This window comes from Streptomyces sp. NPDC002092, from assembly GCF_053593775.1.
Window position 1 is genome coordinate 111,771 of record NZ_JBSFDG010000020.1, and the last position, 25,205, is coordinate 136,975.

General features: G+C 68.5%; 21 protein-coding genes, 5 tRNA genes and 1 pseudogene. 16 read left to right on the forward strand and 11 right to left on the reverse strand.

Features of this window, described 5'->3' with window-relative positions:
- Positions 1-279: 279 nt before the first annotated feature.
- Positions 280-1,383 carry a Leu/Phe/Val dehydrogenase gene (locus tag ACWCRD_RS36785; protein WP_450970053.1) on the reverse strand — a complete coding sequence of 368 codons (1,104 nt, stop codon included), beginning with the start codon at positions 1,381-1,383 and terminating at the stop codon, positions 280-282.
- Positions 1,384-1,634: 251 nt separating this feature from the next.
- On the opposite strand from ACWCRD_RS36785, the gene ACWCRD_RS36790 reads away from it, so the two are divergent.
- Positions 1,635-2,477 carry a hypothetical protein gene (locus ACWCRD_RS36790; protein ID WP_450970054.1) on the forward strand — a complete coding sequence of 281 codons (843 nt, stop codon included), beginning with the start codon at positions 1,635-1,637 and terminating at the stop codon, positions 2,475-2,477.
- Between the two features lie 565 nt (positions 2,478-3,042).
- Complete coding sequence (bldC, locus tag ACWCRD_RS36795) at positions 3,043-3,249, forward strand: developmental transcriptional regulator BldC (protein ID WP_003949541.1); 207 nt, start codon at positions 3,043-3,045, stop codon at positions 3,247-3,249.
- A gap of 492 nt (positions 3,250-3,741) precedes the next feature.
- On the opposite strand, the gene ACWCRD_RS36800 is transcribed toward bldC, so the two are convergent.
- The 9 genes from ACWCRD_RS36800 to ACWCRD_RS36840 form a co-directional block, all read right to left on the reverse strand.
- Positions 3,742-3,930: a DUF6274 family protein gene (locus tag ACWCRD_RS36800; RefSeq protein WP_450970055.1), complete on the reverse strand. Its 189-nt coding sequence runs from the start codon at positions 3,928-3,930 to the stop codon at positions 3,742-3,744.
- A 337-nt stretch (positions 3,931-4,267) separates the two neighbouring features.
- A tRNA-Asp gene (locus ACWCRD_RS36805) sits at positions 4,268-4,342 on the reverse strand.
- A gap of 120 nt (positions 4,343-4,462) precedes the next feature.
- Positions 4,463-8,416 (reverse strand): ATP-dependent RNA helicase HrpA, encoded by a 3,954-nt coding sequence (gene hrpA, locus ACWCRD_RS36810; protein WP_450970056.1) that lies wholly within the window; start codon positions 8,414-8,416, stop codon positions 4,463-4,465.
- An 80-nt stretch (positions 8,417-8,496) separates the two neighbouring features.
- Positions 8,497-8,814: a hypothetical protein gene (locus ACWCRD_RS36815; RefSeq protein ID WP_450970057.1), complete on the reverse strand. Its 318-nt coding sequence runs from the start codon at positions 8,812-8,814 to the stop codon at positions 8,497-8,499.
- Between the two features lie 85 nt (positions 8,815-8,899).
- A complete protein-coding gene (locus tag ACWCRD_RS36820; protein ID WP_450970058.1) occupies positions 8,900-9,085 on the reverse strand; it encodes a DivIVA domain-containing protein in 186 nt (61 codons plus the stop codon).
- 385 nt (positions 9,086-9,470) lie between these two features.
- Positions 9,471-9,544, reverse strand: a tRNA-Phe gene (locus ACWCRD_RS36825).
- A gap of 24 nt (positions 9,545-9,568) precedes the next feature.
- Positions 9,569-9,643 (reverse strand) — tRNA-Asp (locus ACWCRD_RS36830).
- Positions 9,644-9,684: 41 nt separating this feature from the next.
- A tRNA-Glu gene (locus ACWCRD_RS36835) sits at positions 9,685-9,757 on the reverse strand.
- 80 nt (positions 9,758-9,837) lie between these two features.
- A complete protein-coding gene (locus tag ACWCRD_RS36840; protein ID WP_450970059.1) occupies positions 9,838-11,409 on the reverse strand; it encodes a metallophosphoesterase family protein in 1,572 nt (523 codons plus the stop codon).
- Between the two features lie 85 nt (positions 11,410-11,494).
- On the opposite strand from ACWCRD_RS36840, the gene ACWCRD_RS36845 reads away from it, so the two are divergent.
- From ACWCRD_RS36845 to ACWCRD_RS36865, 5 genes are all read left to right on the forward strand, one after another.
- A complete protein-coding gene (locus ACWCRD_RS36845; RefSeq protein ID WP_450970095.1) occupies positions 11,495-11,845 on the forward strand; it encodes a metallopeptidase family protein in 351 nt (116 codons plus the stop codon).
- 76 nt (positions 11,846-11,921) lie between these two features.
- A complete protein-coding gene (locus ACWCRD_RS36850; protein ID WP_450970060.1) occupies positions 11,922-12,440 on the forward strand; it encodes a hypothetical protein in 519 nt (172 codons plus the stop codon).
- A gap of 217 nt (positions 12,441-12,657) precedes the next feature.
- The gene (locus ACWCRD_RS36855) at positions 12,658-14,820 is read left to right on the forward strand and encodes a DEAD/DEAH box helicase (RefSeq protein WP_450970061.1); all 2,163 of its coding nucleotides are present in this window, start codon (positions 12,658-12,660) and stop codon (positions 14,818-14,820) included.
- Positions 14,821-15,156: 336 nt separating this feature from the next.
- Entirely contained in the window at positions 15,157-16,740 is a 1,584-nt protein-coding gene (locus ACWCRD_RS36860; RefSeq protein ID WP_450970062.1) for an amino acid permease, read from the forward strand.
- A 99-nt stretch (positions 16,741-16,839) separates the two neighbouring features.
- A tRNA-Lys gene (locus ACWCRD_RS36865) sits at positions 16,840-16,912 on the forward strand.
- Positions 16,913-16,946: 34 nt separating this feature from the next.
- Here ACWCRD_RS36865 and ACWCRD_RS36870 read toward each other — a convergent pair.
- A pseudogene (locus ACWCRD_RS36870) lies at positions 16,947-17,435 on the reverse strand (site-specific integrase); the annotation flags it as partial.
- A 5-nt stretch (positions 17,436-17,440) separates the two neighbouring features.
- Between ACWCRD_RS36870 and ACWCRD_RS36875 the strand changes: the two are divergent.
- The 9 genes from ACWCRD_RS36875 (at position 17,441) to ACWCRD_RS36915 (ending at position 25,201) form a co-directional block, all read left to right on the forward strand.
- On the forward strand, positions 17,441-18,385 hold the full coding sequence (locus ACWCRD_RS36875; protein ID WP_450970063.1) for a transposase: 945 nt from the start codon (positions 17,441-17,443) through the stop codon (positions 18,383-18,385).
- A 395-nt stretch (positions 18,386-18,780) separates the two neighbouring features.
- Positions 18,781-19,086 (forward strand): helix-turn-helix domain-containing protein, encoded by a 306-nt coding sequence (locus tag ACWCRD_RS36880; protein WP_450970064.1) that lies wholly within the window; start codon positions 18,781-18,783, stop codon positions 19,084-19,086.
- A gap of 297 nt (positions 19,087-19,383) precedes the next feature.
- Entirely contained in the window at positions 19,384-20,004 is a 621-nt protein-coding gene (locus ACWCRD_RS36885) for a DUF2975 domain-containing protein (protein WP_450970065.1), read from the forward strand.
- A complete protein-coding gene (locus tag ACWCRD_RS36890; RefSeq protein WP_030938482.1) occupies positions 20,004-20,228 on the forward strand; it encodes a helix-turn-helix domain-containing protein in 225 nt (74 codons plus the stop codon). Before ACWCRD_RS36885 ends, ACWCRD_RS36890 begins: the two co-directional genes overlap by 1 nt.
- Positions 20,229-20,348: 120 nt before the next feature.
- Positions 20,349-20,822 (forward strand): DUF3515 family protein, encoded by a 474-nt coding sequence (locus tag ACWCRD_RS36895; RefSeq protein ID WP_450970096.1) that lies wholly within the window; start codon positions 20,349-20,351, stop codon positions 20,820-20,822.
- 167 nt (positions 20,823-20,989) lie between these two features.
- On the forward strand, positions 20,990-21,487 hold the full coding sequence (locus ACWCRD_RS36900; RefSeq protein ID WP_030938479.1) for a hypothetical protein: 498 nt from the start codon (positions 20,990-20,992) through the stop codon (positions 21,485-21,487).
- Positions 21,488-21,635: 148 nt separating this feature from the next.
- Positions 21,636-23,237 carry a hypothetical protein gene (locus ACWCRD_RS36905; protein ID WP_450970066.1) on the forward strand — a complete coding sequence of 534 codons (1,602 nt, stop codon included), beginning with the start codon at positions 21,636-21,638 and terminating at the stop codon, positions 23,235-23,237.
- A 24-nt stretch (positions 23,238-23,261) separates the two neighbouring features.
- Positions 23,262-23,987 (forward strand): ABC transporter ATP-binding protein, encoded by a 726-nt coding sequence (locus ACWCRD_RS36910; RefSeq protein ID WP_450970067.1) that lies wholly within the window; start codon positions 23,262-23,264, stop codon positions 23,985-23,987.
- Positions 23,984-25,201: an FtsX-like permease family protein gene (locus ACWCRD_RS36915; protein ID WP_450970068.1), complete on the forward strand. Its 1,218-nt coding sequence runs from the start codon at positions 23,984-23,986 to the stop codon at positions 25,199-25,201. Before ACWCRD_RS36910 ends, ACWCRD_RS36915 begins: the two co-directional genes overlap by 4 nt.
- The last annotated feature ends 4 nt before the right edge of the window (positions 25,202-25,205 follow it).

Consider the following 25,205-nt stretch of genomic DNA (forward strand, 5'->3'; position numbering starts at 1 on the left):
CTCGGTGACGGGGCTCGACGGCCCCAGAGTCTTGACACGCGTTCATGATCTGGAACGGGCTCTCCGCGGAGAGACCGGTCCGTAGGGCTTCCACGGTACCTGAGCCCGCGCCCATACGGTACGTCGCCCGCAGGACGGGCCCGGGTCCAGGACCCTCGGGGCGCCCCGTCCCCGCTGGTCAACCGCGATTTTAACCACTTCTCGACAGGCGACCCGCCGACGAACGTGAGAGTTCTCTCTAAGTGTGCGCCGACGGGTACCGGCCAAACCTTCCGGAGGTCAGAGACTGCGTCCTGCGGCCGCCTCGTGCATCCGCTGCTCGGCGATCCGGTCGGCCGCCGCGGCCGGCGGAATCCCGTCCGTCTTCGCACGTGCGAATATGGCCAGCGTGGTGTCGAAGATCTTCGCCGCCTTCGCCTTGCACCGCTCGAAGTCGAAGCCGTGCAGTTCGTCGGCGACCTGGATGACACCGCCGGCGTTCACCACGTAGTCCGGCGCGTAGAGGATCCCGCGGTCGGCGAGGTCCTTCTCGACGCCCGGGTGGGCGAGCTGGTTGTTGGCGGCGCCGCAGACGATCCTCGCGGTCAGCGCGGGCACGGTGTCGTCGTTCAGGGCACCGCCGAGCGCGCAGGGGGCGTAGATGTCCAGGCCCTCGACGCGGATCAGGGTCGCGGTGTCAGCGACGGCGCTCACGCCCTCCGGGTGCGCCGCGAGGATCCGCCCCACGGCTTCCTCGCGCACATCGGTGATGACGACCTCGGAGCCCTCGTCGCGCAGGTGCCGGACCAGGTGGTGGCCGACCTTGCCGACGCCCGCGATGCCCACCTTGCGGCCACGCAGCGAGGGGTCGCCCCACAGGTGCTGGGCGCTGGCGCGCATGCCCTGGTAGACGCCGAAGGCGGTGAGGACGGAGGAGTCGCCGGCGCCGCCGTTCTCCGGGGACCGTCCGGTCGTCCAGCGGCACTCCCGGGCCACGACGTCCATGTCGGCGACGTACGTACCGACGTCACACGCGGTGACGTAGCGCCCGCCGAGGGAGGCGACCATGCGCCCGTAGGCGAGCAGCAGCTCCTCGGTCTTGTCCCTCTCCGGGTCGCCGATGATCACGGCCTTGCCGCCGCCGTGGTCGAGACCGGCCATGGCGTTCTTGTACGACATCCCGCGCGCGAGGTTGAGCGCGTCGGCGACGGCCTCCGACTCGTTCGCATACGGGTAGAAGCGGGTACCGCCGAGGGCGGGGCCCAGGGCGGTGTTGTGAATGGCGATGACGGCCTTGAGGCCGCTGGCGCGGTCCTGGCAGAGCACGACTTGCTCATGTCCGCCCTGGTCCGAGTGGAACAGGGTGTGCAGTACATCAGCAGGTGCGCCGGTTACGTCGGTCACTGTGGTGACTCCTGAGTAGCTAGCGGCGGTTGGAGACCAGCTCCCTGGGGGTCCCCCCACGCTTTTGGCAGAGGGGGAGGGTGGCGGGTGCTGTGAGGTTGAGATTAGAGCCTGGGCGCCCCCGTCACCGCGCAGTGCTCAGGATCACCCACTCCCGGAGTACGTCCGTGCGACGATTTGCATAGATTTCCCGCCGGTTTGTGAGCGGGTTCCGCAGGTTTTCCCGGTGGTGGGCGGGGGAGGGAGCAGGCGTGCCCAAGGTGTCCTCGGTGATCGTCCCGTACGCGACGTATCTGCGCGTGTACGAGCCACTGGCCGCCTTCCCCGAGCCGGAGCGCAGCCACTGGGCGCGCTATGCCCGGCGCGCCGACCGTCCCTCGTACCAGGACGAACTGCGCCGCTCCCTGGCCGACTTGGTGCCCACCCCGCCGATCCCGGTGCCGGTGCACGAGAGCAGCGACGCCTTCGTGCTGGAGGCCGACGGGGTGCTGTGCGTGTGCCCCTGGCGGACCCGGCTGCGCGGCTGGCAGGCCCTCCAGGAGCTCCCCGAGGAGCTGCCGAAGCCGGTCCTGGACGCGGTGCTCCCGGAGGTCGTACGACGCCAGGCGGCGCAGGACTACGAGCGCTGGCTGGTGCGCAACCCGGACGCCCGCCCGTGGATCCGCACGGCGACCTGGCAGGTGCCGCTGCACTGGTTCGTGCTGGTGGCGGACGAGGAGCGGCGCTTCGACAAGGGCTCCGGCGAGATCCCTCCGATGCTGCGCTACCAGACGCCGATGGTGCAGGCGCGGCGGCGGGTGGCGCGGGCGCTGCGGGCCCTGAAGGACGGCATCGACGAGGGGCCGCTGATCGACGGCCTGGTGGACGTGGGGCGCTGGCTGGAGGAGTTCCACCCGCGCTCGACGGTGGAGCTGGACTACGGCGGCCTGGTGCACACGCTGCCGGCCGGCGAGCTCGAGGACGATCACTCGGCGGCGGACGTCGCCGAGGGCATCGAGGCGCTGCGCCAGGGCGACGGGGCGGCGGCGGGAGCGGCGTACGCGCGGCTGGTGGAGCGCTGGCGGTCGGTCCGGGACCGGCGCTCGGCCAACTGAGAGCGGCCTCAGGTAACGAACTGACGTTTGACGAATCGCCCGTTTTGGGGTTTCGTCCTCGCACCGAAGTGTGCTCTGAGTTTCCTGAGGTTTCGTCAACATGGGACGTAGGCCCCGATCCGGGCGTTCATCTCAAGCTGTGCCAAGCGTGACGGACCGCACTTACGCGGCCCTTGCGCCCCTTGCCCCTCCTCGTGCCAAAATAGGACAAGGAGTCCGGGGAGGGCTCCGTCCGTCCCGGTGCGTACCACTGTGGGCGGAATCTCAGCATTGCACGCTTTGGGGGGTCTCGTGGCTCCTGATTGTCCTGTGACTGATCGTCACAGTGACGTGACTGTCCGCTATGGCATGGTCCATCGGCTTCCGTCGCTGATGAACACCTGGAGGGGCAATTCCATCGGTTTGGCCGACGCGGCTGGACAGATGGTGTAGTTGTAGTGCCGAGGACAAGCCGTTCGTCCTATAACCGACTCGACTCGCGTCCACCATTTCGGGCAACGCGGGTCAAGGTGCAGAATTTAGAGGAAAGAACCGAGAAGGTTCGGTTCTCCCGAGGAGGCCGCTCATGACCGCTCGCACCCCTGATGCCGAGCCGCTGCTGACCCCGGCTGAGGTCGCCACGATGTTCCGCGTCGACCCCAAGACGGTCACGCGGTGGGCGAAGGCCGGAAAGCTCACTTCGATTCGAACGCTCGGCGGGCACCGCCGCTACCGCGAGGCGGAGGTCCGTGCACTGCTCGCGGGCATCCCGCAGCAGCGCAGCGAGGCCTGAACAACTGCATAACCGGGCAAACCGGCAGGTCCCCCACTTGCCGCGGCGCCCGAACCCTGGCTCCAAGCGACGCGGGGTCTGCCCCAACAGGCTCCATGCCCACGCTCTTCAGAGCTTTCCAAGCAAGTAACAGGGTGCGTCGTCGATCGCGCTGGACTCCGCCGGGTCCAGCGCGATCTTTTTTGTGCGTGCGGCGCGCCTGGCCGGGGGTGCTGTGAGCGGCCTTGTCGGAGTCTGGGGGCGGGTGTCGGATCGCCTGTGGGGCGCGGCTGGAGGGCGCCGTGCGGCGGCCTCCCGGAGGGGCCCCCGAGTGGTGCAATTGCACATATAAAATTGACCACTTGTAGGCGGGGTGTAAGTACCGCGGTTTCAGAAACTCATGCGGTGACACCCGTCACATGCCGCGGTCCTTGTTGCCGTCGGCGTCTGTGCGCTAGAGAAGCCATGCGGTCCAGATTCCCTTGGCGGGGCGGGCGTTGGGGCGGTCGGCCGTCATGCGCCGGCGGCGCTTTCGTCCTCGACGACCTCGTCCGGGACCTCGGCGCTCCTCGGCGAGTCCAGCGCCAGCCGCAGCAGGTGGTGGCATATCGGGCAGTGGCGGGTCAGGTGGCCGTACGAGGAAGCGGCCGACAGATGCGCACGGAGCAGGGCCCGTGTCTCGTGCCTGACCGACGCCGCCATACGCCACCTCCACGGGGCCGAACGGGGAACGGCCCTGTCTTCTGGGTACCGATGGAATGTGACGCCGTCAAGACGGCATGGGGCTCCGTCGAACGCCTGTGCATGGGGTGACGCACGCGGCCGAGACCGCCGGACGAGCTGAAATGCCGTGACCGGCACGAGAAAGGGCCCGCACCTTGCCGGTGCGGGCCCTTCTCACTGCGGTCCTGACGGGATTTGCTGTACCCGGTGGCGGCTGCGCTGCGGGCGCGGCCTCCACCCTGACAGGGTGGCGGGTTGCGGGCGGATATGAAGAAGGCCCGCATCCCTTGTCTGGGGCGGGCCTTCTTGCTTACTGCGGTCCTGACGGGATTTGAACCCGCGGCCTCCACCTTGACAGGGTGGCGAGCACTCCAAACTGCTCCACAGGACCAGGTTTCGCGGCGACCACGCGACGGAGTCGCATATTGGATTCCGTGTGCGTTGCGCTGCGAGAAGAGACTGTACAGGAGGGTGAGCCCGCTGGTCGAACTCACCCACTGTGCGCGGGCGGTTACGGGACGGCCGCGTCGATCGCCTTCACGATCCGCTTGTCGGAGACCGGGTACGCCGTACCCAGCGCGTGGGCGAAATAGCTGACCCGGAGCTCCTCGATCATCCAGCGGATGTCGGTGACGGAGGACGGGACCGGGCGGCCCTGGGGCAGCTGCTCCAGCAGCCACGCGTACTCGTCCTGCATCTCGTGGACCTTCTCCATGCGCGTGGTGTCCCGCTGGACCCCCGTCGGCATCTGCTGGAGCCGACGGTCCGCGGCCACCAGGTAGCGCATCAGGTCCGGCAGGCGCCGAAGGCCCGTCTCCGTCACGAAGCCGGGCTTCACGAGGGCGTCCAGCTGCCCCCTGACGTCCTGGAGGTTCGGGAGCAGCGCGGGGCTGCGTACGGCCTTCAGACGGCGCTCACAGGCCTGCCAGGCGGCCAGCACCTGCTGCACCTGCCCCACCGTACGGACCGTGGTGTCCACGATCTCCGCGCGCACCTTGTCGTACAGCTTCCGGTACGACTCCTCGTCCCACGCCGGGCCCCCGAAGTCCCCGATCAGCTTGTCCGCCGCCGCCATCGCGCAGTCGTCGAACAGGCCCTGGATCGAGCCGTGCGGATTCGCGGACAGGGCGAGCTTCTGGGCGTTCGTCAGCTTCTCGGACGCGAACTTCGCGGGGTTGACCGGGATGTTGCGCAGGATCAGCCTGCGCGTGCCCTTCCACATCGCCTCCGCCTGTTCCGCCTCCGTGTCGAAGAGGCGGACCGAGACCGTGTCGCCGTCGTCGACCAGCGCCGGGTACGCCTTCACCGGCTGGCCGGCCCGGCGCGTCTCGAACACGCGGGTCAGGGAGCCGATCGTCCAGTCCGTCACGCCCTTGCGCTCCAGGGACTGGCCGCCCTCGCGCGAGGCGGTGGCCGCGGCGGCCTCGGAGAGGGCCTTGCGGGCCTTCGGCTTCAGCTGGAGCCGAAGCGCCTCCAGGTCCTTGTCCTCGGCGAGCTTGCGCCGCCGCTCGTCGACGATGCGGAAGGTGATGCGCAGATGGTCCGGGACCTTCGACCAGTCGAAGTCGGACGCCTCGAAGGGCACTCCGACCATGCGCTTCAGCTCGCGCGCCATCGTCTCCGTCAAAGGCTCCTGCAGGGGGACGGCGGTGGCCAGGAAGCGCTTCGCGAAGTTCGGTGCCGGCACGTAGTTACGGCGGATCGGCTTCGGGAGCGAGCGGATCAGCTCGGTGACGAGTTCCTCCCGCAGGCCCGGGATCTGCCAGTCGAAGCCCTCGTCCGTGACCTGGTTGAGGACCTGGAGCGGCACATGCACCGTCACACCGTCCGCGTCCGCGCCCGGCTCGAACTGGTACGTCACCCGGAACTTCAGCGGCCCCTGCCGCCAGGAGTCCGGATAGTCGGCCTTGGTGACCGCCTCCGCCGACTCCCGGATGAGCATCTCCCGCTCGAAGTCCAGGAACTCCGGCTGCTCGTGCCGCTTCCGCTTCCACCAGGAGTCGAAGTGGGCGCCGGAGACGACGTGTTCGGGTACCTTCCGGTCGTAGAAGTCGAACAGCGTGTCGTCGTCGACGACGATGTCCCGGCGGCGGGCGCGGTGCTCCAGCTCCTCGACCTCGCTGAGGAGTCTGCGGTTGTCGGCGAAGAACTTGTGGTGCGTGCGCCAGTCGCCCTCGACGAGCGCGTTGCGGATGAACAGCTCGCGACTGGCCTCGGGGTCGATCCGGCCGTAGTTCACCTTGCGCTGGGCGACGATCGGGACGCCGTACAGCGTGACCTTCTCGTACGCCATCACGGCCGCCTGGTCCTTCTCCCAGTGCGGTTCGCTGTACGTCCGCTTCAGCAAATGCTCCGCGAGCGGCTCGACCCACTCCGGCTCGATCTTCGCGTTGACGCGGGCCCACAGCCGGGATGTCTCCACCAGCTCCGCGGACATCACGAACCGCGGCGGCTTCTTGAAGAGGGCCGAGCCCGGGAAGATCGCGAACTTGGCGTTGCGGGCGCCCAGATACTCGTTCTTCGCGCCCTCCTTCACGTCCTTCATGCCGATGTGCGAGAGCAGGCCGGCGAGGAGGGAGACGTGGATGCGGTCGCCGGGGGCATCGTCCTCGTTGAGGTGGATGCCCATCTGCTTGGCGACCGTCCTCAACTGCGTGTAGATGTCCTGCCATTCGCGAATGCGCAGGAAGTTGAGGTACTCCTGCTTGCACATACGGCGGAAGGAGCTCGAACCCCGCTCCTTCTGCTGCTCGCGCACGTAGCGCCACAGGTTGAGGTAGGCGAGGAAGTCGCTCGTCTCGTCCTTGAAGCGGGCGTGCTGCTGGTCGGCCTGGGCCTGTTTGTCCGCGGGGCGCTCGCGCGGGTCCTGGATGGACAGCGCGGCGGCTATGACCATGACCTCGCGGACACAGCCGTTCTTGTCGGCCTCCAGGACCATACGGGCCAGGCGCGGGTCGACGGGCAGCTGGGCGAGCCTGCGGCCGGTAGGGGTGAGCCGCTTGCGTACGTCCTTCTCCGCCGGGTCCAGCGCGTGCAGCTCCTGGAGCAGTTGCACGCCGTCGCGGATGTTGCGGTGGTCCGGCGGGTCGATGAAGGGGAACTTCTCGATGTCGCCGAGGCCGGCCGCGGTCATCTGCAGGATGACGGACGCCAGGTTCGTACGCAGGATCTCCGCGTCCGTGAACTCCGGACGGGCGAGGAAGTCGTCCTCGGAGTACAGGCGGATGCAGATGCCGTCGGACGTACGGCCGCAACGGCCCTTGCGCTGGTTGGCGCTGGCCTGCGAGATCGGCTCGATGGGCAGGCGCTGGACCTTGGTGCGGTGGCTGTAGCGGCTGATCCGGGCGAAGCCGGGGTCGATGACGTACTTGATGCCCGGGACGGTCAGCGAGGTCTCGGCGACGTTCGTGGCCAGAACGATCCTGCGGCCCGCGTGCGGCTGGAAGACACGGTGCTGCTCGGCGTGCGAGAGGCGGGCGTAGAGGGGCAGGACTTCCGTGAAGCGGTAGTTCTTCTTGACCAGCGCGTCCGCCGTGTCGCGGATCTCGCGCTCCCCGGAGAGGAAGACGAGGATGTCGCCCTTGCCCTCCCCCTGGAGCTCCTCCACCGCGTCGCAGATCGCGGTGATCTGGTCGCGGTCGGAGTCGTCGCTGTCCTCTTCGAGGAGCGGGCGATAGCGCACCTCCACCGGATACGTCCGCCCGCTGACCTCGATGATCGGGGCGTCGCCGAAGTGCCGGGAGAAGCGCTCGGGGTCGATGGTCGCGGAGGTGATCACGACCTTGAGATCGGGCCGCTTCGGCAGCAGCTGCGCGAGGTAACCCAGCAGGAAGTCGATGTTGAGGGACCGCTCGTGGGCCTCGTCGATGATGATCGTGTCGTAGGCGCGCAGCTCGCGGTCCGTCTGGATCTCGGCGAGCAGGATGCCGTCCGTCATCAGCTTGATGAAGGTCGAGTCCTGGTTCACCTGGTCGGTGAACCGCACCTTCCAGCCGACGGCCTCGCCCAGCGGGGTGTCCATCTCCTCGGCCACGCGCTCGGCGACCGTACGGGCGGCGATACGACGGGGCTGGGTGTGCCCGATCATCCCCCTGACCCCACGCCCGAGTTCGAGACAGATCTTGGGGATCTGTGTCGTCTTTCCGGACCCGGTCTCACCGGCGACGATGACGACCTGGTGATCGCGGATGGCCTCCGCGATGACGTCCTTCTTCTGGCTGACCGGCAGCTGCTCGGGATAGGAGACGGCGGGGACCCGGCCGCGCCGCTCGCCCATCCGCTCCTCGGCCTTCGCGATCTCCGCCTCGATCTCGGCGAGGACGGCGGCCTGGGCCTCGGGCTTACGGATCTTGCGCGCGCCTTCGAGCCTGCGCCCGAGCCGGTGCGCATCGCGCAGGGACAGCTCGGTCAGGCGGGGGGCGAGGGCGCCGAGGGCCGGGGTGGCGGGGGCAGGGTGCGTAGACATACGCGATCCAGGATCTCATCCCGGGGAAATCCATGGCGAACGAATTGTCGCCCGACGGCCAGGCGGGCCGGCGGGGGCGCTCAGCCGGTCCGCTGCACCGGAGGCGGCGCGGGCGCGGGCGGCTGCTGCCGCGGGCCGCCGTCGCCCAGCGCGATGGACCTGGCGGTGTTGGATACGGCCTTGATCCCCAGATAGGCGGTGGTCATGCTGCTCACCGCGGTGAAGGCGGCCGTGAGCACGCCCACGATCACCGACTTGTCCCCGTCGAGCCGCCACACTCCGAAGACCGCCACGCCCGCGATCGCCAGATTGCTGATCACCACGGCCAGCAGCCCGTACCGGGCCCGGTCCTTCTCCAGCTCGACATCCCGGATGGCCCTGGCCTCGTCCCGGCTCATCGTCCCCCGCCCCCCTTGGCCCTACGCCGACCAGCCAGAACGTAGCGCCGCGGCGGATCGCTGCCAAGCCGCCCGACCGCCATCCTCAGCCGGCCCGCAGTTCGGCGATCCGGGCGTCGACCTGCGCCCGGTCGTAGCCGCGGCGGGCGAGGTCGAAGGCGGGTGGTGTGTCGGGGGCCGCGCCCGCGGCCAGCTGGGCGACGTAGGCGTCGACCTGGGCGCGGTCGTAACCGCGCCGGACGATCGCAAACCCCTGGAACCCGTCCGCCACCGATGCCCTCCCCATCCATGCCTGCGCCGACAATACGTCAGAGATCGACGATACGTTCGAAGTTCACCCCTTCTGGTTAATGATGTTGATCCGCCGTACCGAACACGATTCGCAACCTAAGCCGCCAACCACGTGTCCGCCGTCGCCCACACCACCGGCAACAAGGAGAACCGCGACCTCCGCGCCGTGACCTACACGCAGCCGGGCAGAACGACCGGAACCTGCGCACCCGGCTGCAGAAGAGAGGCATGCTCGGCGGGGCGAGCTGCGAGCCGGGGAGGAAATCCCTGGCAGCGGACGCGATCGCTCGTACCGTCATCGGTCATCGAGCTTGATCCAGGAGGCACACAACAAGGCCCCGATCCGGAGATCGGGGCCTTTGCTGTGGCTGGGGCCGGGGTCGAACCGGCGACCTATCGCTTTTCAGGCGATCGCTCGTACCAACTGAGCTACCCAGCCACGAGGCTTTTGAGAAAGCCTCAGCGGTCCTGACGGGATTTGAACCCGCGGCCTCCACCTTGACAGGGTGGCGAGCACTCCAAACTGCTCCACAGGACCTAGCTGTGTGGGCGACCACCAGTGTCGCACACGGTTTTGCGTGCCCCCAACGGGATTCGAACCCGTGCTACCGCCTTGAAAGGGCGGCGTCCTAGGCCGCTAGACGATGAGGGCTATCGGCCCGCCTGGGCGCTTCTCAGCGCGTCGGGGACGTGAGAAGCATATGGGATGGCGGGAGGTATCGCCAAAACGGTTTACGGGGTGGAGCTGGAAGGTGCTGATGGGGCCGGAGTGGAAGGAGTGGCTCCTGGTTGGTTCTCCTTGGGGAGGTGGCGGGTGACCTCCGCCGTCGTCTCGCCCAGGCCGCCCAGTTTGATCGCGTCCCAGGCCTGGAGGCGGCGGGTGTCGCGGTCGAAGTAGAGGATCGAGGCCTCGATGGGGGCCGGGTACCTGTGCTCCAAAGCGCGCAGGCCGCTGCCGCCCGTCGAGCCCTCCATGTGCAGCCGGGTGCCGCGCGGGAGGATCTCGTCGCCCTCGTGGTGGAGGTGCCCGCACAGGACCAGCGGCACCTCGCCGTCCACTCCGCGGGCCGCCGAGGGCTCGTGGGCCATGGCCACGTCGACCGGGGTGCCCGCGTTCTTCTGGTCGTTCAGGGCCGCGGCCAGGCGGGCGCCGGCCAGTTCCTCCGACTGGGCGGCTCCCAGGACCTTCGTGCGGTCGGGGGTGAACTGCGGGTCGCCGATGCCCGCGAAACGCAGGCCCCCGATCGTCTCCGCCCGGCCGCCGTCCAGCACGTGGACGTTCTTCATGCGCTGCAGATAGCGCTGCGTGATGTCCGAGTCGTGGTTGCCGCGGACCCAGACGTACGGCGCTCCCAGGTCCGCGATCGGGTCGAGGAAGCCGTTCTCCGCCGCCGAGCCGTGGTCCATCGTGTCGCCGGTGTCGACGATCACGTCCACCTTGTACTGGTCCACCAGCGACGCGATGATCTTCCAGCTCGCGGGGTTGAGATGGATGTCCGAGACGTGCAGGACACGGATGGTGGACGGGTCCGGCTGGTAGGCGGGGAGCGTGGACGTGACGTCGTAGAGCTTCGTCACGTTGGTCACCAGACGGGCCAACTCCTTCTGGTAGACGTTGAATTCGGTGACGATGTTGCGGGCGTTGCCGACCAGCGAGGGCGCGGAGGAGAGCAGGCCCGAGTACTTCGGTTCGAGGACGGACTCGGGGTTCCAGGTCGCGTACACCGAGGCTCCGCAGGCCATGAGGAGGGCCAGGGCCGTGCCGCCGGCGGCGAGGGCGCGGCGGGGGCGGCGGTAGACCGCGAGGCCCAGGGCCGTGGCTCCGGACACGACGGCGACGCAGGAGCGCAGGGCCACGTCGAGGGTGCCGTGCTCGACGTCGTGGGCGACCTCGTCCTGGAGGCCGGCGAGGCGTTCGGGATGGTCCACCAGGGCCTGGGCGCGGACCGGGTCGAGCTGGTCGACGTTCACGTCCAGGCGGAGCGGCGCATGGTGGCTGTTCAGCTGCAGGGCGCCGAGCGGCGAGACGTTGATCTTCGTGCCGCCGCTGAGGGACGGCCGCAGGGTCATCGTCGTGTCCATCGGGCCGACCGGGACCCGTACGTTCCCGACGATCAGCAGCCCCAGCCAGGCGCCGAGCAGGACGACGGCGGCCAGGCCCAGGGCGCGGGGCCAGGGGTGGGGCTGCCGGACCAGCTCGAGGGTCGGGTGGGGACGGCGGGCGCGGTAGTGGCGGGCGAGGGTGCGCGGGGACTTGCGTACCCGGTTCAGGACGGTGGCGGCGATGGCGGGGACGCGGGCCATTGGTCCCGTATGCCCAAGTGCGGCCGTGGATATGCGAGTGGGTCCATGACTCTCGTACGGACGGGCCGTGGCCGACAATGGGCATGTGCTGGAGATGACGCGCGAGGAGTTCGAGGAACTGGTCGCCGAGGCGCTCGACCGGATCCCGCCGGAGCTGACGCGACTGATGGACAACGTCGCGGTGTTCGTCGAGGACGAGCCGCCGGCGGACGATCCCGAGCTGCTCGGGCTCTACGAGGGGACTCCGCTGACGGACCGGGGTGAGTGGTACGCCGGGGTGCTGCCGGACCGCATCACCATCTACCGGGGCCCGACGCTCAGGATGTGCCGGTCGCGGGAGGACGTCGTCGCGGAGACCGAGGTGACCGTCGTGCACGAGATCGCGCACCACTTCGGGATCGACGACGCGCGGCTGCACGCCCTGGGATACGGATGAGCGGGGCGCGTGTCCTCTTGTGGGCGGCGGGAGTTGGGCAGGTTGACTCCTTCCCCCGCCTCGGAGGTGGCTTTCCGTGCGCCGCTTGTACGTACCCGTCCGTCTGGCCGCCACGGTCATGGCCGTCGCCGCTGCCGCCGGCTGCATGAGCGTGGGCGAGGACGGGGGCGGCGGCGCGAAGCCGTCGCACTCCGCGAGGCAGCGGGGCGGTGAGGCGCCCGACGGCGGGTCGGGCGTGTCCGGCAGGGGGTTCGGGGCCGGCGCGGTCGACGGCAAGCACAAGGGCGGCAAGGGGGAGAAGGGGAAGGACGGGGAGTCGGCGTCCCCCTCGGCCTCGCCGTCCGCGGGGGACGGCCGGTCCGCCCCTCCGGCGGGCAGGCCCGGGAACGGGAAGAGCGAGAAGCCCGGGGTGCCCGCGCCGACCGCCGCGTCGCCGACCCCGACGCACACGGCCGAGCCGCAGCCGACGCCGACCGAGCAGCCGACCCCCGCCTCGCCGGAGCCGACGGTCGCCGAGCCGTCGTCCTCGGCGCACGAGGAGTCGCCGCAGATGACCGAGCGGGAGCCGGCGCCGACGGCGGGCTCGCCGGCCTAGGGACGTGACGAGCGTCTCGGAGGCTCGGTTTGCCTCGGGGGGTGCAGGGTGCGTATGGTGGTAGATCGTTTGATCCCATTGCCCGGCGCCATTGCAGAGAGCGCCGCGTGGCGCGTTCTCTCCCTTGCCGTGGCTGACCGCATAGAGGCGGTCGTAATGCGAATTCACGGAGTTGACGGGCGCGTGCCGACGAGACTCCGGAAGGTTTCGCTTACGCATGTCCATTTCCAGTACTGATCACGTCGTCGTGCCCGAGAACGAGGGCACCGAGGACGTCACCGAGGCCACTCCCGAAGTCACCTTCGCGGACCTCGGTCTCCCCGAGGGCGTGGTGCGCAAGCTCGCCCAGAACGGCGTGACCACCCCCTTCCCGATCCAGGCCGCGACCATCCCGGACGCCCTGGCCGGCAAGGACATCCTCGGCCGTGGCCGCACCGGCTCCGGCAAGACCCTCTCCTTCGGTCTGCCGGTCCTGGCGCGTCTGGCCGGCAGCCGCACCGAGAAGCACAAGCCGCGCGCCGTCATCCTCACCCCGACCCGTGAGCTCGCGATGCAGGTCGCGGACGCCCTCCAGCCGTACGGCGACGTCGTGGGCCTGAAGATGAAGGTCGTCTGCGGCGGTACGTCGATGGGCAACCAGATCTACGCCCTGGAGCGCGGCGTCGACATCCTCGTCGCCACCCCGGGCCGACTGCGCGACATCATCAACCGCGGCGCCTGCTCCCTGGAGAACGTCGAGGTGGCCGTCCTCGACGAGGCCGACCAGATGTCCGACCTGGGCTTCCTGCCCGAGGTCACCGAGCTGCTGGACCAGGTCCCGGCGGGCGGTCAGCGGATGCTGTTCTCGGCCACGATGGAGAACGAGATCTCCACGCTGGTCAAGCGCTACCTGAGCAACCCGGTCACGCACGAGGTCGACAGCGCCCAGGGCAACGTCACGACCATGTCGCACCACATCCTGATCGTGAAGCCCAAGGACAAGGCGCCGGTCACCGCCGCGATCGCCTCCCGCAAGGGCCGCACGATCATCTTCGTCCGCACCCAGCTGGGCGCCGACCGCATCGCCGAGCAGCTGCGCGAGGCCGGTGTGAAGGCCGACGCCCTGCACGGCGGCATGACGCAGGGCGCGCGGACGCGCACGCTGGCCGACTTCAAGGACGGTTACGTCAACGCGCTCGTCGCCACCGACGTCGCCGCCCGCGGCATCCACGTCGACGGCATCGACCTCGTGCTGAACGTCGACCCGGCCGGTGACCACAAGGACTACCTGCACCGCGCCGGCCGTACCGCCCGCGCGGGCCGCACCGGCACGGTCGTCTCCCTGTCCCTGCCGCACCAGCGCCGCCAGATCTTCCGGCTGATGGAGGACGCGGGCGTGGACGCCGGGCGTCACATCATCAACTCCGGTACGGCCTTCGAGCCCGAGGTCGCCGAGATCACCGGCGCCCGTTCGATGACCGAGGTCCAGGCCGAGTCCGCGGGCAACGCGGCGCAGCAGGCCGAGCGCGAGGTCGCGCACCTCACCAAGCAGCTGGAGCGGGCGCAGCGGCGCGCGACCGAGCTGCGCGAGGAGGCCGACCGCCTGGTCGCCCGGGTCGCCCGCGAGCGCGGCGAGGACCCCGAGACCGCGGTCGCCGAAGCGCAGGCCGTGGTCGCCGAGGCCGTCGAGGCGGCCGAGGTGGCGGTGCCCGAGCAGCCCGCCGCGCAGGACGTGGACCGGGCCCAGGCGCCGTCGTCGTACGAGCGTCGTGAGCGTCGGGACAACGACCGTGGCGGCTTCCGCCGTGACGACCGTCGTGACGACCGGGGTGGCCGTTCCTTCGAGCGCCGTGACAACGACCGGGGCGGGTTCAACCGCGACCGCGACCGTGGTTTCGAGCGTCGGGACAACGACCGCGGCGGGTTCCGTCGCGACGACCGTCGTGACGACCGGGGTGGTCGTTCCTTCGAGCGCCGTGACAACGACCGGGGCGGGTTCAACCGCGACCGCGACCGTGGTTTCGAGCGTCGGGACAACGACCGCGGCGGGTTCCGCCGTGACGACCGTCGTGACGACCGGGGTGGTCGTTCCTTCGAGCGCCGTGACGACCGTGGTGGCCGTGGCTTCGAGCGTCGGGACAACGACCGCGGCGGGTTCCGCCGTGACGACCGTCCGGCTGACCGTCCGGCCGGCCGTTCCTTCGAGCGCCGGGACGAGCGCGGCGGTCACCGTGGCAGCGACCGCCCGTTCAACCGCGACCGCCAGGGCGACCGCCCGGGCCTCCGCTCCGGCGGCCACGAGCGCCCCTACGGCCGCCGTGACGACCACCGCGGCACCGGCACCGGCGGCTCCTCCTTCGGCCGCCGCGACGACAAGCCGCGCTGGAAGCGCAACGGCTGACGCCGCGTGAACTGAGCGAGGGCCCGTACGACTTCGGTCGTACGGGCCCTTCGTGTGTCACGTCACATGTCCCGGGCGCCGGAGGTCCGCGCAAAGGTCTCCGGCGGCCGGGGAACGCCGTACGAGAGGGTCGTCGGCGTCGGCGAGAGCGCCGGTGAGGGGAAGAACGAGCTGGTCGTACGGGGCAGCGCGGGGCGCCTTCAGCACAACGGCGGCAGGGGCAATGGTTCCTGCGGCGGGCGGGCACGGAACGGGCGCGCAGGGCAGGCCGGAAGGGGCATTTTTTGGCCATGCTGTGATGCATGTCACGCCTCTGACGAGGGAATCGCTGGGGGCATGACAGATGACGCCATAGCGAGCGGGAAGTCGGGACCCTCCGACTCGGGGTTGTCCGACGAAGAACGGCTTGCCCAGCTCGGCTACACGCAGGTCCTTGCCCGCCGCATGTCGGCGTTCTCCAACTACGCGGTCTCCTTCACGATCATCTCGGTCCTCTCCGGCTGCCTCACCCTCTATCTGTTCGGCATGAACACGGGCGGCCCGTCGGTGATCACCTGGGGCTGGGTCGCCGTAGGCCTGATGACACTGTTCGTCGGCCTGTCGATGGCCGAGATCTGTTCCGCCTATCCGACCTCCGCGGGCCTGTACTTCTGGGCCCACCGGCTGGCGCCCCCGCGTACGGCCGCCGCCTGGGCGTGGTTCACGGGCTGGTTCAACGTGCTGGGCCAGGTGGCGGTGACGGCGGGCATCGACTTCGGCGCCGCGTCCTTCCTGGGGGCGTACCTGAACCTGCAGTTCGACTTCAAGGTCACACCGGGGCGTACGGTCCTGCTCTTCGCGGCGATCCTGCTGCTGCACGGCCTTCTGAACACCTTCGGCGTGAAGATCGTCGCGCTTCTCAACGACATCAGCGTGTGGTGGCACGTGCTCGGCGTCGGCGTCATCGTCGGCGCGCTGGCCTTCGTACCGGACCACCACCAGTCCGCTTCCTTCGTGTTCACCAAGTTCGTGAACAACACGGGCTGGGGCAGCGGCGTGTACGTGGTGCTCCTCGGACTGCTGATGGCGCAGTACACCTTCACCGGCTACGACGCCTCCGCCCACATGACGGAGGAGACGCACGACGCGTCGACGGCCGGCCCGAAGGGCATCGTCCAGTCCATCTGGACCTCGTGGATAGCGGGCTTCGTGCTGCTGCTCGGCTTCACGTTCGCCATCCAGTCCTACGACAAGGAGCTCGCCTCGCCCACGGGGGCGCCGCCGGCCCAGATCCTGCTGGACGCGCTGGGCGCCACGGCGGGCAAACTGCTGCTCCTGGTCGTCATCGGCGCCCAGCTGTTCTGCGGGATGGCCTCGGTCACGGCCAACAGCCGCATGATCTACGCCTTTTCACGCGACGGCGCGCTGCCCTTCTCGCACGTGTGGCACACGGTGAGCCCGCGGACCCGGACACCGGTGGCCGCCGTATGGCTCGCGGCGGCCGGGGCGCTGGTGCTGGGGCTGCCGTATCTGATCAATGTGACGGCGTACGCGGCGGTGACGTCGATCGCCGTCATCGGCCTGTACATCGCGTACGTCATCCCGACGCTGCTGCGGGTACGCAAGGGTGACGACTTCGTGCGGGGGCCGTGGCACCTGGGCCGCTGGTCACGCCCGATCGGCATCGTCTCGGTGGTGTGGGTGGGCGTGATCACGGTCCTCTTCATGCTGCCCCAGGTCTCGCCGGTCACCTGGGAGAGCTTCAACTACGCCCCGGTCGCCGTCCTGGTCGTCCTCGGCTTCGCGGCGGCGTGGTGGGGCGCGTCGGCCAGGCACTGGTTCCTCAACCCGGGCCACGAACGCACGCTCGCCCGGGAGGCGTCCCGCGCGGCGGCCTCCGGGGACGCTTCCGCGGGCGCCCCCGAAAAGGTGGATCCCTGACACTCCGGCTGGATCTTCACCTCCGGCACGGCCGTGTCCCCGATACCCGATCGGAGACGCGGCCGTGTCCGGCTATGCTCGTGGAGGCAACATCGCCAGGGGCCCTTAGCTCAATTGGCAGAGCAGTGGACTTTTAATCCATTGGTTGTGGGTTCGAGTCCCACAGGGCCTACCGGTGGTAGGCGGGGGATATGCCCTCCGACCTGCTACGCAGCGCCTGAGTCGGCTTCGGTCGGGTCGGGCGCTGCTTCGTTTTCGAGCCACTGCGTGAGCGATGCGTGAGCGGATGCGCTCGTGGCCTGCGGATCGGGTGCCGCTTGGGCGGACGAATCAGCAGCTGCCGGACGCGACCTGGGGATCAGCTTCGCTGCCTTCTCGGCGATTTCACGGTCCAGCTCGGGGAGCAGACTCGTGTACGTGTCCGAGGTCAGCGTGATGGTGGAGTGCCGGAGGGTCTCCTTCACCGTGTGGATGTCGCCGCCGCCTCCGTGCGTGAGCGTTGCGGCGACGTGGCGTAGGTCCAGCAGGGTGATGGGCGGCAGGTCCGTCGTGGCGAGGATGCGGCGGAAGGTCTCGGAAACGGTCTCCGGGTGCAGCCACGAGCCGTCTTCCTTCGTGAAGACCTTGCCGGTGTCCTGCCAGGCGGTGCCCCACTTGGCGCGCTCCTTCTCCTGGCGGGCTTTGTGCTCGCGCAGTTCGGGTGCGGACCGGGTCGTTCTTCCCTTCCTTGCTGGAGCGGCGCCGGCGCATCGACCGGGCCCTGCTCGCCGTGGTGATGGAGGCATACGTGCACGGCGTGTCCACTCGGAGCGTGGACGACCTGGTCAAAGCGCTCGGCACGGACTCCGGGATCTCCAAGTCCGAGGTCTCCAGGATCTGCGGCGAGCTGGACGAGGAACTGACCGCGTTCAAGGAACGGCCGCTGGATCACACCGTCTTCCCCTGTGTCTTCCTGGACGCCACCTACTGCAAAGCGAGGGTGAACCACCGGATCGCCTCGCAGGCGGTGGTCATCGCGACCGGAATCTCCGTCACCGGGCACCGTGAAATCCTCGGTTTGATGGTCGGCGACAGTGAGTCGAAGAAGTTCTGGACGAAGTTCCTGCGGCAGTCTGCGGGCCCGCGGCCTGGAGAACGTTCAGTTGGTCATCTCCGACAGCCACAGCGGGCTGGTGGCAGCGATCCGCACGGTCTTCCTCGGCTCGGCCTGGCAGCGCTGCCGGGTTCACTTCGTGCGAGACGTCTTCGCGGTGATCGAAAGGGTTCGGGAGAGATGGTCACGGCGACTATCCGGACCGTCTTCGCGCAGACCACCGGCGAGGCCGTGCGCACCCAACTAGACGTGGTCGCCGACATGCTTGGACGGCAGTTCCCGCAGGTCAAGAAGATGCTGCTGGACGCTGCCACAGACATCACGGCGTTCGCGGACTTGCCGCCGGCGCACTGGAAGAAGATCTGGTCGACCAATCCGCTGGAGCGGCTGAACCGGGAGATCACACGGCGGGCCGACGTCGGCCAGGTCTTCCCCAACCCTGCCGCCCTGGACCGACTCGCCGCCTCCGTCTTGGCCGAACTCTTCACCACCAAGCCAACCGAACCCGAACCGCAGATCACACCGCAACCGGAACCGAAACAGCTGCCGTGACTACACCGCTCAGCGGGACATGACCGCGCCTCTGCGGTTTGGGGCCATCGGGCATCGTCTGGGAGGGCGTCAACCTGTGAGGCAACCTCAAGACTGCCTCAACTCCCTTTACTTGAGCTCTTATAGATCATTTACTTACCGTGCGTCACGATGGCGCCCCTCCGAGCGTGGGTGGCTGACCTCACCCACTGCCGTCCGTACGGCCTTACCGGCCATATCGACATGGAGACGCGCCATGCGGGGAGCGTAAATGTGCGACACCATCAACCGATCTGACCGCGGTGTCGCCACAACTGCCGCCCGGCGCCGAATCCTCGGAAGGCAAGCAGTGCAACGAGAGCAAGGGGATATTCGGCTAAAGCGGTCAGACATGGACGAACGGGGAGACCACTGCTTTGACTTACCTCACGACGGACGATCAGAGGGCGCGGCCGCTAGGGGGCTTCAGCTTCACGCCAGCCACTCCGCCCACCCCAGGAGACCCCCACGCCATCCCCTCTCTCACCCCCCGAGAACACCAAGTCCTCATCCTGCTCAGCCGCGCCGCCGACAATCGTGAAATCAGCCGCCGACTCGGCATAGCTGAACGCACCGTCAAAGCACACCTGACCAACCTCATGGCCAAGATCAAAGTGACCAGCCGCACTGAAGCAGCCCTCTTCGCTTACGCCTTTCACGGCCGCCTCACCGGCCGGCTCTGAGGGTCTTGTTCGGTCGCGCGGTCTGGGCGCTCTTCTTGCCCGGAGGTCACGAGTGAGTCGCATGTGGCGATAAGGCGGTCGTCGCGATCGCCTTGTTCTGGTGGATTCACCCATGCAGGGCCGCGGGATGCATGCCGAGGTTCCGGGCCGCCCGGCGGATGACCTCGGCGACCGCCGTCGGCGCCCTTCTCGCGAGACCTGCGTGCACCGCCGCCGGGACCTGAGCTTGACAGCGTCCATATCGCTTATCGATACTATCGATAAGCGATATGGACGCTGCGAGCGACAGGGGGAACCGTGGGTACGAAGTCCTGGTGGAGCCGGAGCGACAATCGGCTGCTGGAGGCGGCTCTGGGCCTGGCTGCTCTGCTTGCCAGCGTCTTCGGGGTGCTGCTCCCGGTCCTCGGGGTGGTCGGCCTCATCGACCCGATGGACACCCGCGAGGTCAAGGTCGAGACCACGACCCGGGTGCCGGGCACCGTGACTGACGTGGTGGCGGGCCATGGCTTGACCCTCACCGGCACCCACCAGGCCAACCTCGTCTTCGCCCACCCCGACCTGAGTCAGCGCCTGCTGCTCGCGCTGCCGGACGTCATTGGCAGCCTGCTCCTGCTCCTCGTCCTGGCCCTCCTCCTTCAGATGGCCAGGACCCTGCGTGGCGGCGACGTCTTCGTGCCGAGCAACGCCCGCCGTCTGAGCGCCATAGGGCTCACGGTGCTGGTGCAGGCGGTCCTCTCCCCGGTGCTGCCGGCGCTCACCACGGCGGCTCTGGTGAGCGGCACCTCCATGGCTGATCAGATCCCCTCCTCGATCACGTTCACCGGCGAGTACGTCCTGCTCGCCTTCCTCATCCTGGCCCTGGGCGAGGTGTTTCGGCGCGGCACGAAGCTCCGCGCTGATACCGAGGGGTTGGTCTGATGCCGTCAGAGGAGGAACACCGGGTTCAGGTCCACCTGGACCGACTGCTGGCCGAGCGCGGCATGACCTTGTCCGAACTCGCGGCCAGGGTCGGGGTGACGGTGGTCAACCTCTCCGTCCTGAAGAACGACCGGGCGAAGGCGATCCGCTTCTCCACCCTCACAGCGATCTGCCGCGAATTGAACTGCCAGCCCGGTGACCTGCTCAGCGTCCGCGAGGACTGACCCCGGTCACCGGAATGGCCGACGTTCCGTACGAGAGCGCCGAGTACCGCCTCCTACCGTGTGGCCCTCGCCGAAGAGCGCCCATAACTACGTTATCTAGACAAGGGATTACTCATGGAGATGACCTCTGGCCGGCGTCTGTCACAGGTTGCTGTGATCGCTGTGTGTGCTGCCGCTCTTGCAGCGTGCGGGACCTCCTCGCGCTCCTACAACGTGTCGGGAGCTCCGGGGGGTGCCAGTGTCGCGTGCTCCAGTCTGGTGAGCAAGGCGCCGCAGAAGCTGGCGGGCCATGAGCGGAACGATTCCGACCAGAAGGGAACTGCCGTGTGGGGAGACGGTGATGTCATTCTTCGGTGCGGGAACATCTCGGACGTTCCTGAGTCGGCTCCATGCACGTCGGTGAAGGGGGTTGACTGGGTCGTGAACGAGAAGAAGACCCACGACGGGGTGAAGACGGTTCTGTCGTACGGGCGTAGCCCTGCGGCCGAAGTCACGATGTCGGAGCGGATCAAGGACAAGAACGCCGTGATCGGTGAAGTGTCCGGGATCGTGACGGGGCTGACGAAGCAGAAGGCGTGCGCGAAGCAGGGCTGAGCCGTTGCGGCCCGGACTCCTGTTAGCCCTGGAGGGCAGGATGCCCAAAGGTGCGATGGTCGCCGGCGTGGCCAGAACGTAGAAATCAGTGGAACGTGCGTGCGGGTGCCGTCTGTGGTGCTGGGCGCACGGTCAAGGAAGCATTTCCACTTCTACGGGGAGAAATCATGCGTACTCTCTCACGCCTGGCCTCTGGCGGTGCCGCTGCGGTGGCCGCTGGCGCGCTGCTGTTCGCAGCCGCGCCCGCGCACGCCACGTCGTCCTCGGGCACCTGGGGCATCCCGGGCCACAAAATGCAGGTGAATGCCTGGCACTGTGGCTCGTACGTGAGCACCTGTGACTGGAAGGCATCGACCAAGGTGTACAAGGGCACGGCCCACGACAGTGCCCAGTGGGTGCAGAACCGGGCCATCCTGACCGCTCACGGCATCAGCGTCTCCCTCACGATCTCGAAGAACCCTGAGGCGACGCTGAAGATGACCAGCAAGTCGCAGGGCGAGGTCCGCTGGAAGAACTACGGCGGGCACAAGTGGATCTCGGACACCTACGGTCAGATGAAGCCCAGCTCGCTCACCGTGTACGTGTCGACGAAGTCCTGCGGCTCGGCCCAGATCACCAGCAGCATCAAGTTCACGGAGAAGTGCGTCACTGCCGGCGCGGCCTGATCCGCTCTTGACGCTGCGCACCACCTGAACGTCTCTGCCCCCGCCCCTCGGCGGGGGCAGAGTTCTCTTACGGGGGAGAACGAGTATGTCTCACGCCAGGAGAGTCGCGAGGAAAGCGGCGTGGGCGGCTGCTGCGGCCTGCGTCTTGATGCCGGCCGTGTCCTGCACCTCGCAGGGTAGCCACCATGAAAGCAGGGAACCGGCCTACTTCCAGAGCCTCGTCAGCCAAGTCAACGGCCTGTACTACCACCCCTTCCTGAGGGAAGAGCGCGGCAGCGCCGAAGCTCAGTCCTACGCGCTGCGCATCCTGGCGGAGACCGGCGCGAAGCCGAAGGTCACAGTGGGAGCTACGACGGCCGCAGCACTGCGCTCCGATGCGCTCAAAACGTCCGCGCTGTGGGGGAGGTACTGGCTTGTCCCCCTGCGCGAGGCCGGGGTGTCGGCGGTGCTGGGGCGCGGCGACACCCACGACGTGGAGAATCTGCGAACCGGTGGGGGATGGTACGAAGATCCCGCGCTCGGAGAGAAGAGCGACGAAGGACGTCTGGGTGCCACTTGGGCGGCGCTGGAGGTGGAGGCGGCCACTGGAACTCTCGGAAAGCTTCCCGCCGCCGACAGGTCGACCACCGCCAACTGGCTGGGCCGGTTGGCGGAGGGCACGCCGCAACTGGATGAGGCCGCGGTCCTGGCACGCTCTCTGCACCTGCTCGGCAGGTCCGTCCCGCGCTCCCTGACGTCGGTGGCGGCTCCGGGCACGAGCCGGTTCACCGAGCGGCCGGAGAAGGAACGCTCCAGCCTGCTGGAGGACACATACAACTACGTACTGCTCCAGGAGTCGGCCGGCAAAGAGCCGCATGTGGACCGGAAGACATGGCAGCAGGCGCTGTCCCACAACGTCGGAAGCCTCGACTACGACCAGCTCTACAGCCTGGTGCACATCCTGCGCGCCACCGGCAGCTCCAAGGGCGAGTTCTCGGCGGTCACACGCCGTCTCGAGCAGCAGCGCATGCAGGACGGAACGGTGCGTGACCCGTCCTCCTACCTGGGCACGCCTGACGCGTCGCTGTTCGTGCAGCAACTGCGGAGTGTGGCTGGATGGCCTGTGCGGGACAAACGTCTCCTGGCTGCGGTCGAGGAGCAGGCCAACTCGCAGGACGCGCCCCGCGACGGCGCTGCGCGGCTGAACCTGGCCGCGCTCAAGCACAGCGCCGGCGGGGAGCCGCTTTCCCGTCAGGAGGCGGCACTGTGCCAGGATCCGTCGACTGTGCCGACCACGATCACCGCAGACAACGTGTTGGTCTGGCAGCGTGCGGCATGGGACTGCGCGGAGTCCGGCGTACCGATACCGGTTCCCTCCGTCACGCGCTGGAGTGTTGACGATCTCGAAGGCGCGCAGGCCGCTGCCACGCTGGTGGTCGGCCTGCACCAGACCGGCCAGGAGGACCGGACACCTGGATGGCTGACCGCGGACGTGCTCAAGCGATGGGCAGCCGACCCAGGGCCCCGCGCAAGCGTCTATGACCGTGCGCTGATCGTCCGCGCCTACCTGCTGCTCGGCGGCCATGCCGACGAGTCCACGGTGAGTCACCTTGCCAGTCAGTTCAGGGCGCACCGGGGCTGTCCGGGGCTTCCCGGCCTGTACCGCCCCGATGACGAGCCGGGCTGCGACCTCAAGACGACATGGGCGGTGTGGGAGCTGGACAAGGCACTGGATCAGAAGCTGGGAACTCTGCCCTCGCAGGGCTCCTGAGACAGAAAGTGAGCAGAACCCCCCGTGAGCACACTGCTGACAGCGAGTGGGATAGGTAAATCCTATATATTGCGCGGCCAGCGGGTCGACGTCCTCAAAGACATCGATCTAGCTGTCGCGCCGGGATGCGTCACCGCCCTCGTCGGGCACTCCGGATCGGGTAAATCCACCCTCATGCACATTCTCGGGCTGCTGACGAAACCCGATACAGGCCGGGTGGAGCTGGAGGGCCGCGACACCCATGGTCTGTCGGACAGCGCACTCGCGGACCTGCGGCGCCGGCGTCTGGGATTCGTCTTCCAGTCCTACAACCTGCTGCCGCAGCACAGCGCCCTGAGGAATGTCCTGCTTCCGTACACCGGCAGGCGCCGGGAAGCAGAGGCCCGGGCGCGCAGTCTGCTGGAGCGCGTGGGGCTGGGGGACCGGTGTGAGCACCGGCCCAGCGAGCTGTCCGGCGGCGAACAACAGCGCGTGGCGCTGGCCCGAGCGCTGGTGAACGATCCGCCACTCCTGCTGGCCGACGAACCCACCGGAAACCTGGACACCGAGAGCGAGGCCCTGTTGCTGGGCCTGTTCCGGGAGTTGGCGGACGATGGGCGGGGGGTGCTGGTCGTCACGCACAACCAGGCGGTTGCGGATGCGGCCGACATCGTTCACCGGCTGGGCCGGAGCGCCGGTCTTTCGGCACAGGACGAGACGAACGGCCGCTCCTGGGCAGCCACCCGGGGCTCGCGGGAGGGTGAGCTGTGAATCTGCTTCAGGTGGCGTGGTGGAACGTGCAAGCGCTGCGCAGGCGGCTGCTGGGGCTGGTGACGATGGTCGCGGTCGCCGGCGCTGTGTGCCTGAGCGCGATCGGGATCGCCTCGAACGCGCAGGGGACGACGACCAGCCAGGTCGGGGAGTCGACCGCGAATCGGTCGGTCACGGTCGACTCCCCGGAGGGGCGTCCTGACACTGCTCAGCTGACGGACGCGACGGAGAAGCGCCTGGCGAAGATCGCTCACGTGGAGTCGGTCCAGCACAGGCTTCAGGTGTCCATGCCGGTACGGGACAACCCCGAGGGCGCCGACCTGCTGTATGCGACGACCTACCGCAAGGCGCTGGCGCCCCCCGTGGTCAAGTCCGTACGCAAGCAGCTGTTCCCGCTGCGCCCTGGAGAGGTGGTCTTTCCCGCCTCCACGCACGGGGTGGACCTGTCTTCGATGGTGGGCAGGACGGTGACGGTGGACGCGCACCGATATGTGCGGCCCGGCGTGGGGGACACGGTGAGCGACCGGGTGAAGGTGGTGGGTCTGTATGACCCCAGCTGGCAGTTCGACGGCCCGGACACGGCGTACGCGGACGATGCGACGGTGGTGAAGTGGGCGGCAGCTGCGGCCGGCAAGACGACCGACGACTATCTGCGCACGTCGGGATGGGATCAGCTGACAGTGGTGGCTGACAGCGCCGCCCATGTACCGGGTGTGCTCAAGGCCGTGCAGAGGATGAACTACCCGGCCAACTCCTTGCAGCAGCGGCTTCAGGCTCTTCCCGGAGTGCTGCAGCTGGTCAGGCTGACGGGGAACGTGCTGCTCGGCGTCCTGGGTGTGCTTGCCTTCGTCGGGGCGGTCACGGTGACAGGTGCGCTGGGGCGGCAGCGGGCCCAGGAAGTGGGCATCCTCAAGGCAGTCGGTTTCCGTAGCCGCGCGGTGACGGGGATGCTCGTGGCGGAGATGGCGATCGCCGGGGTGGTGGCGGCTGCGGCCGGCGTAGTGCTCGCGGTGGGCGCGTCCAGTGCGGCTGCTGCCGGTCTTCGGCGTATCGGCGACATCGCCCCGTATGTGCGCGACACGGTGCCGCTTCCGGGGATACCGATGCTGATCTCCCTGTCGGTTGCGACCGTTGTCGTCGTAGCCGCCGGAGCCGTGCTCCCGGCGCGCCGTGCCGCGCGCATGTCCCCCACCGAAGCCATGAAGGACTGGTGATTCC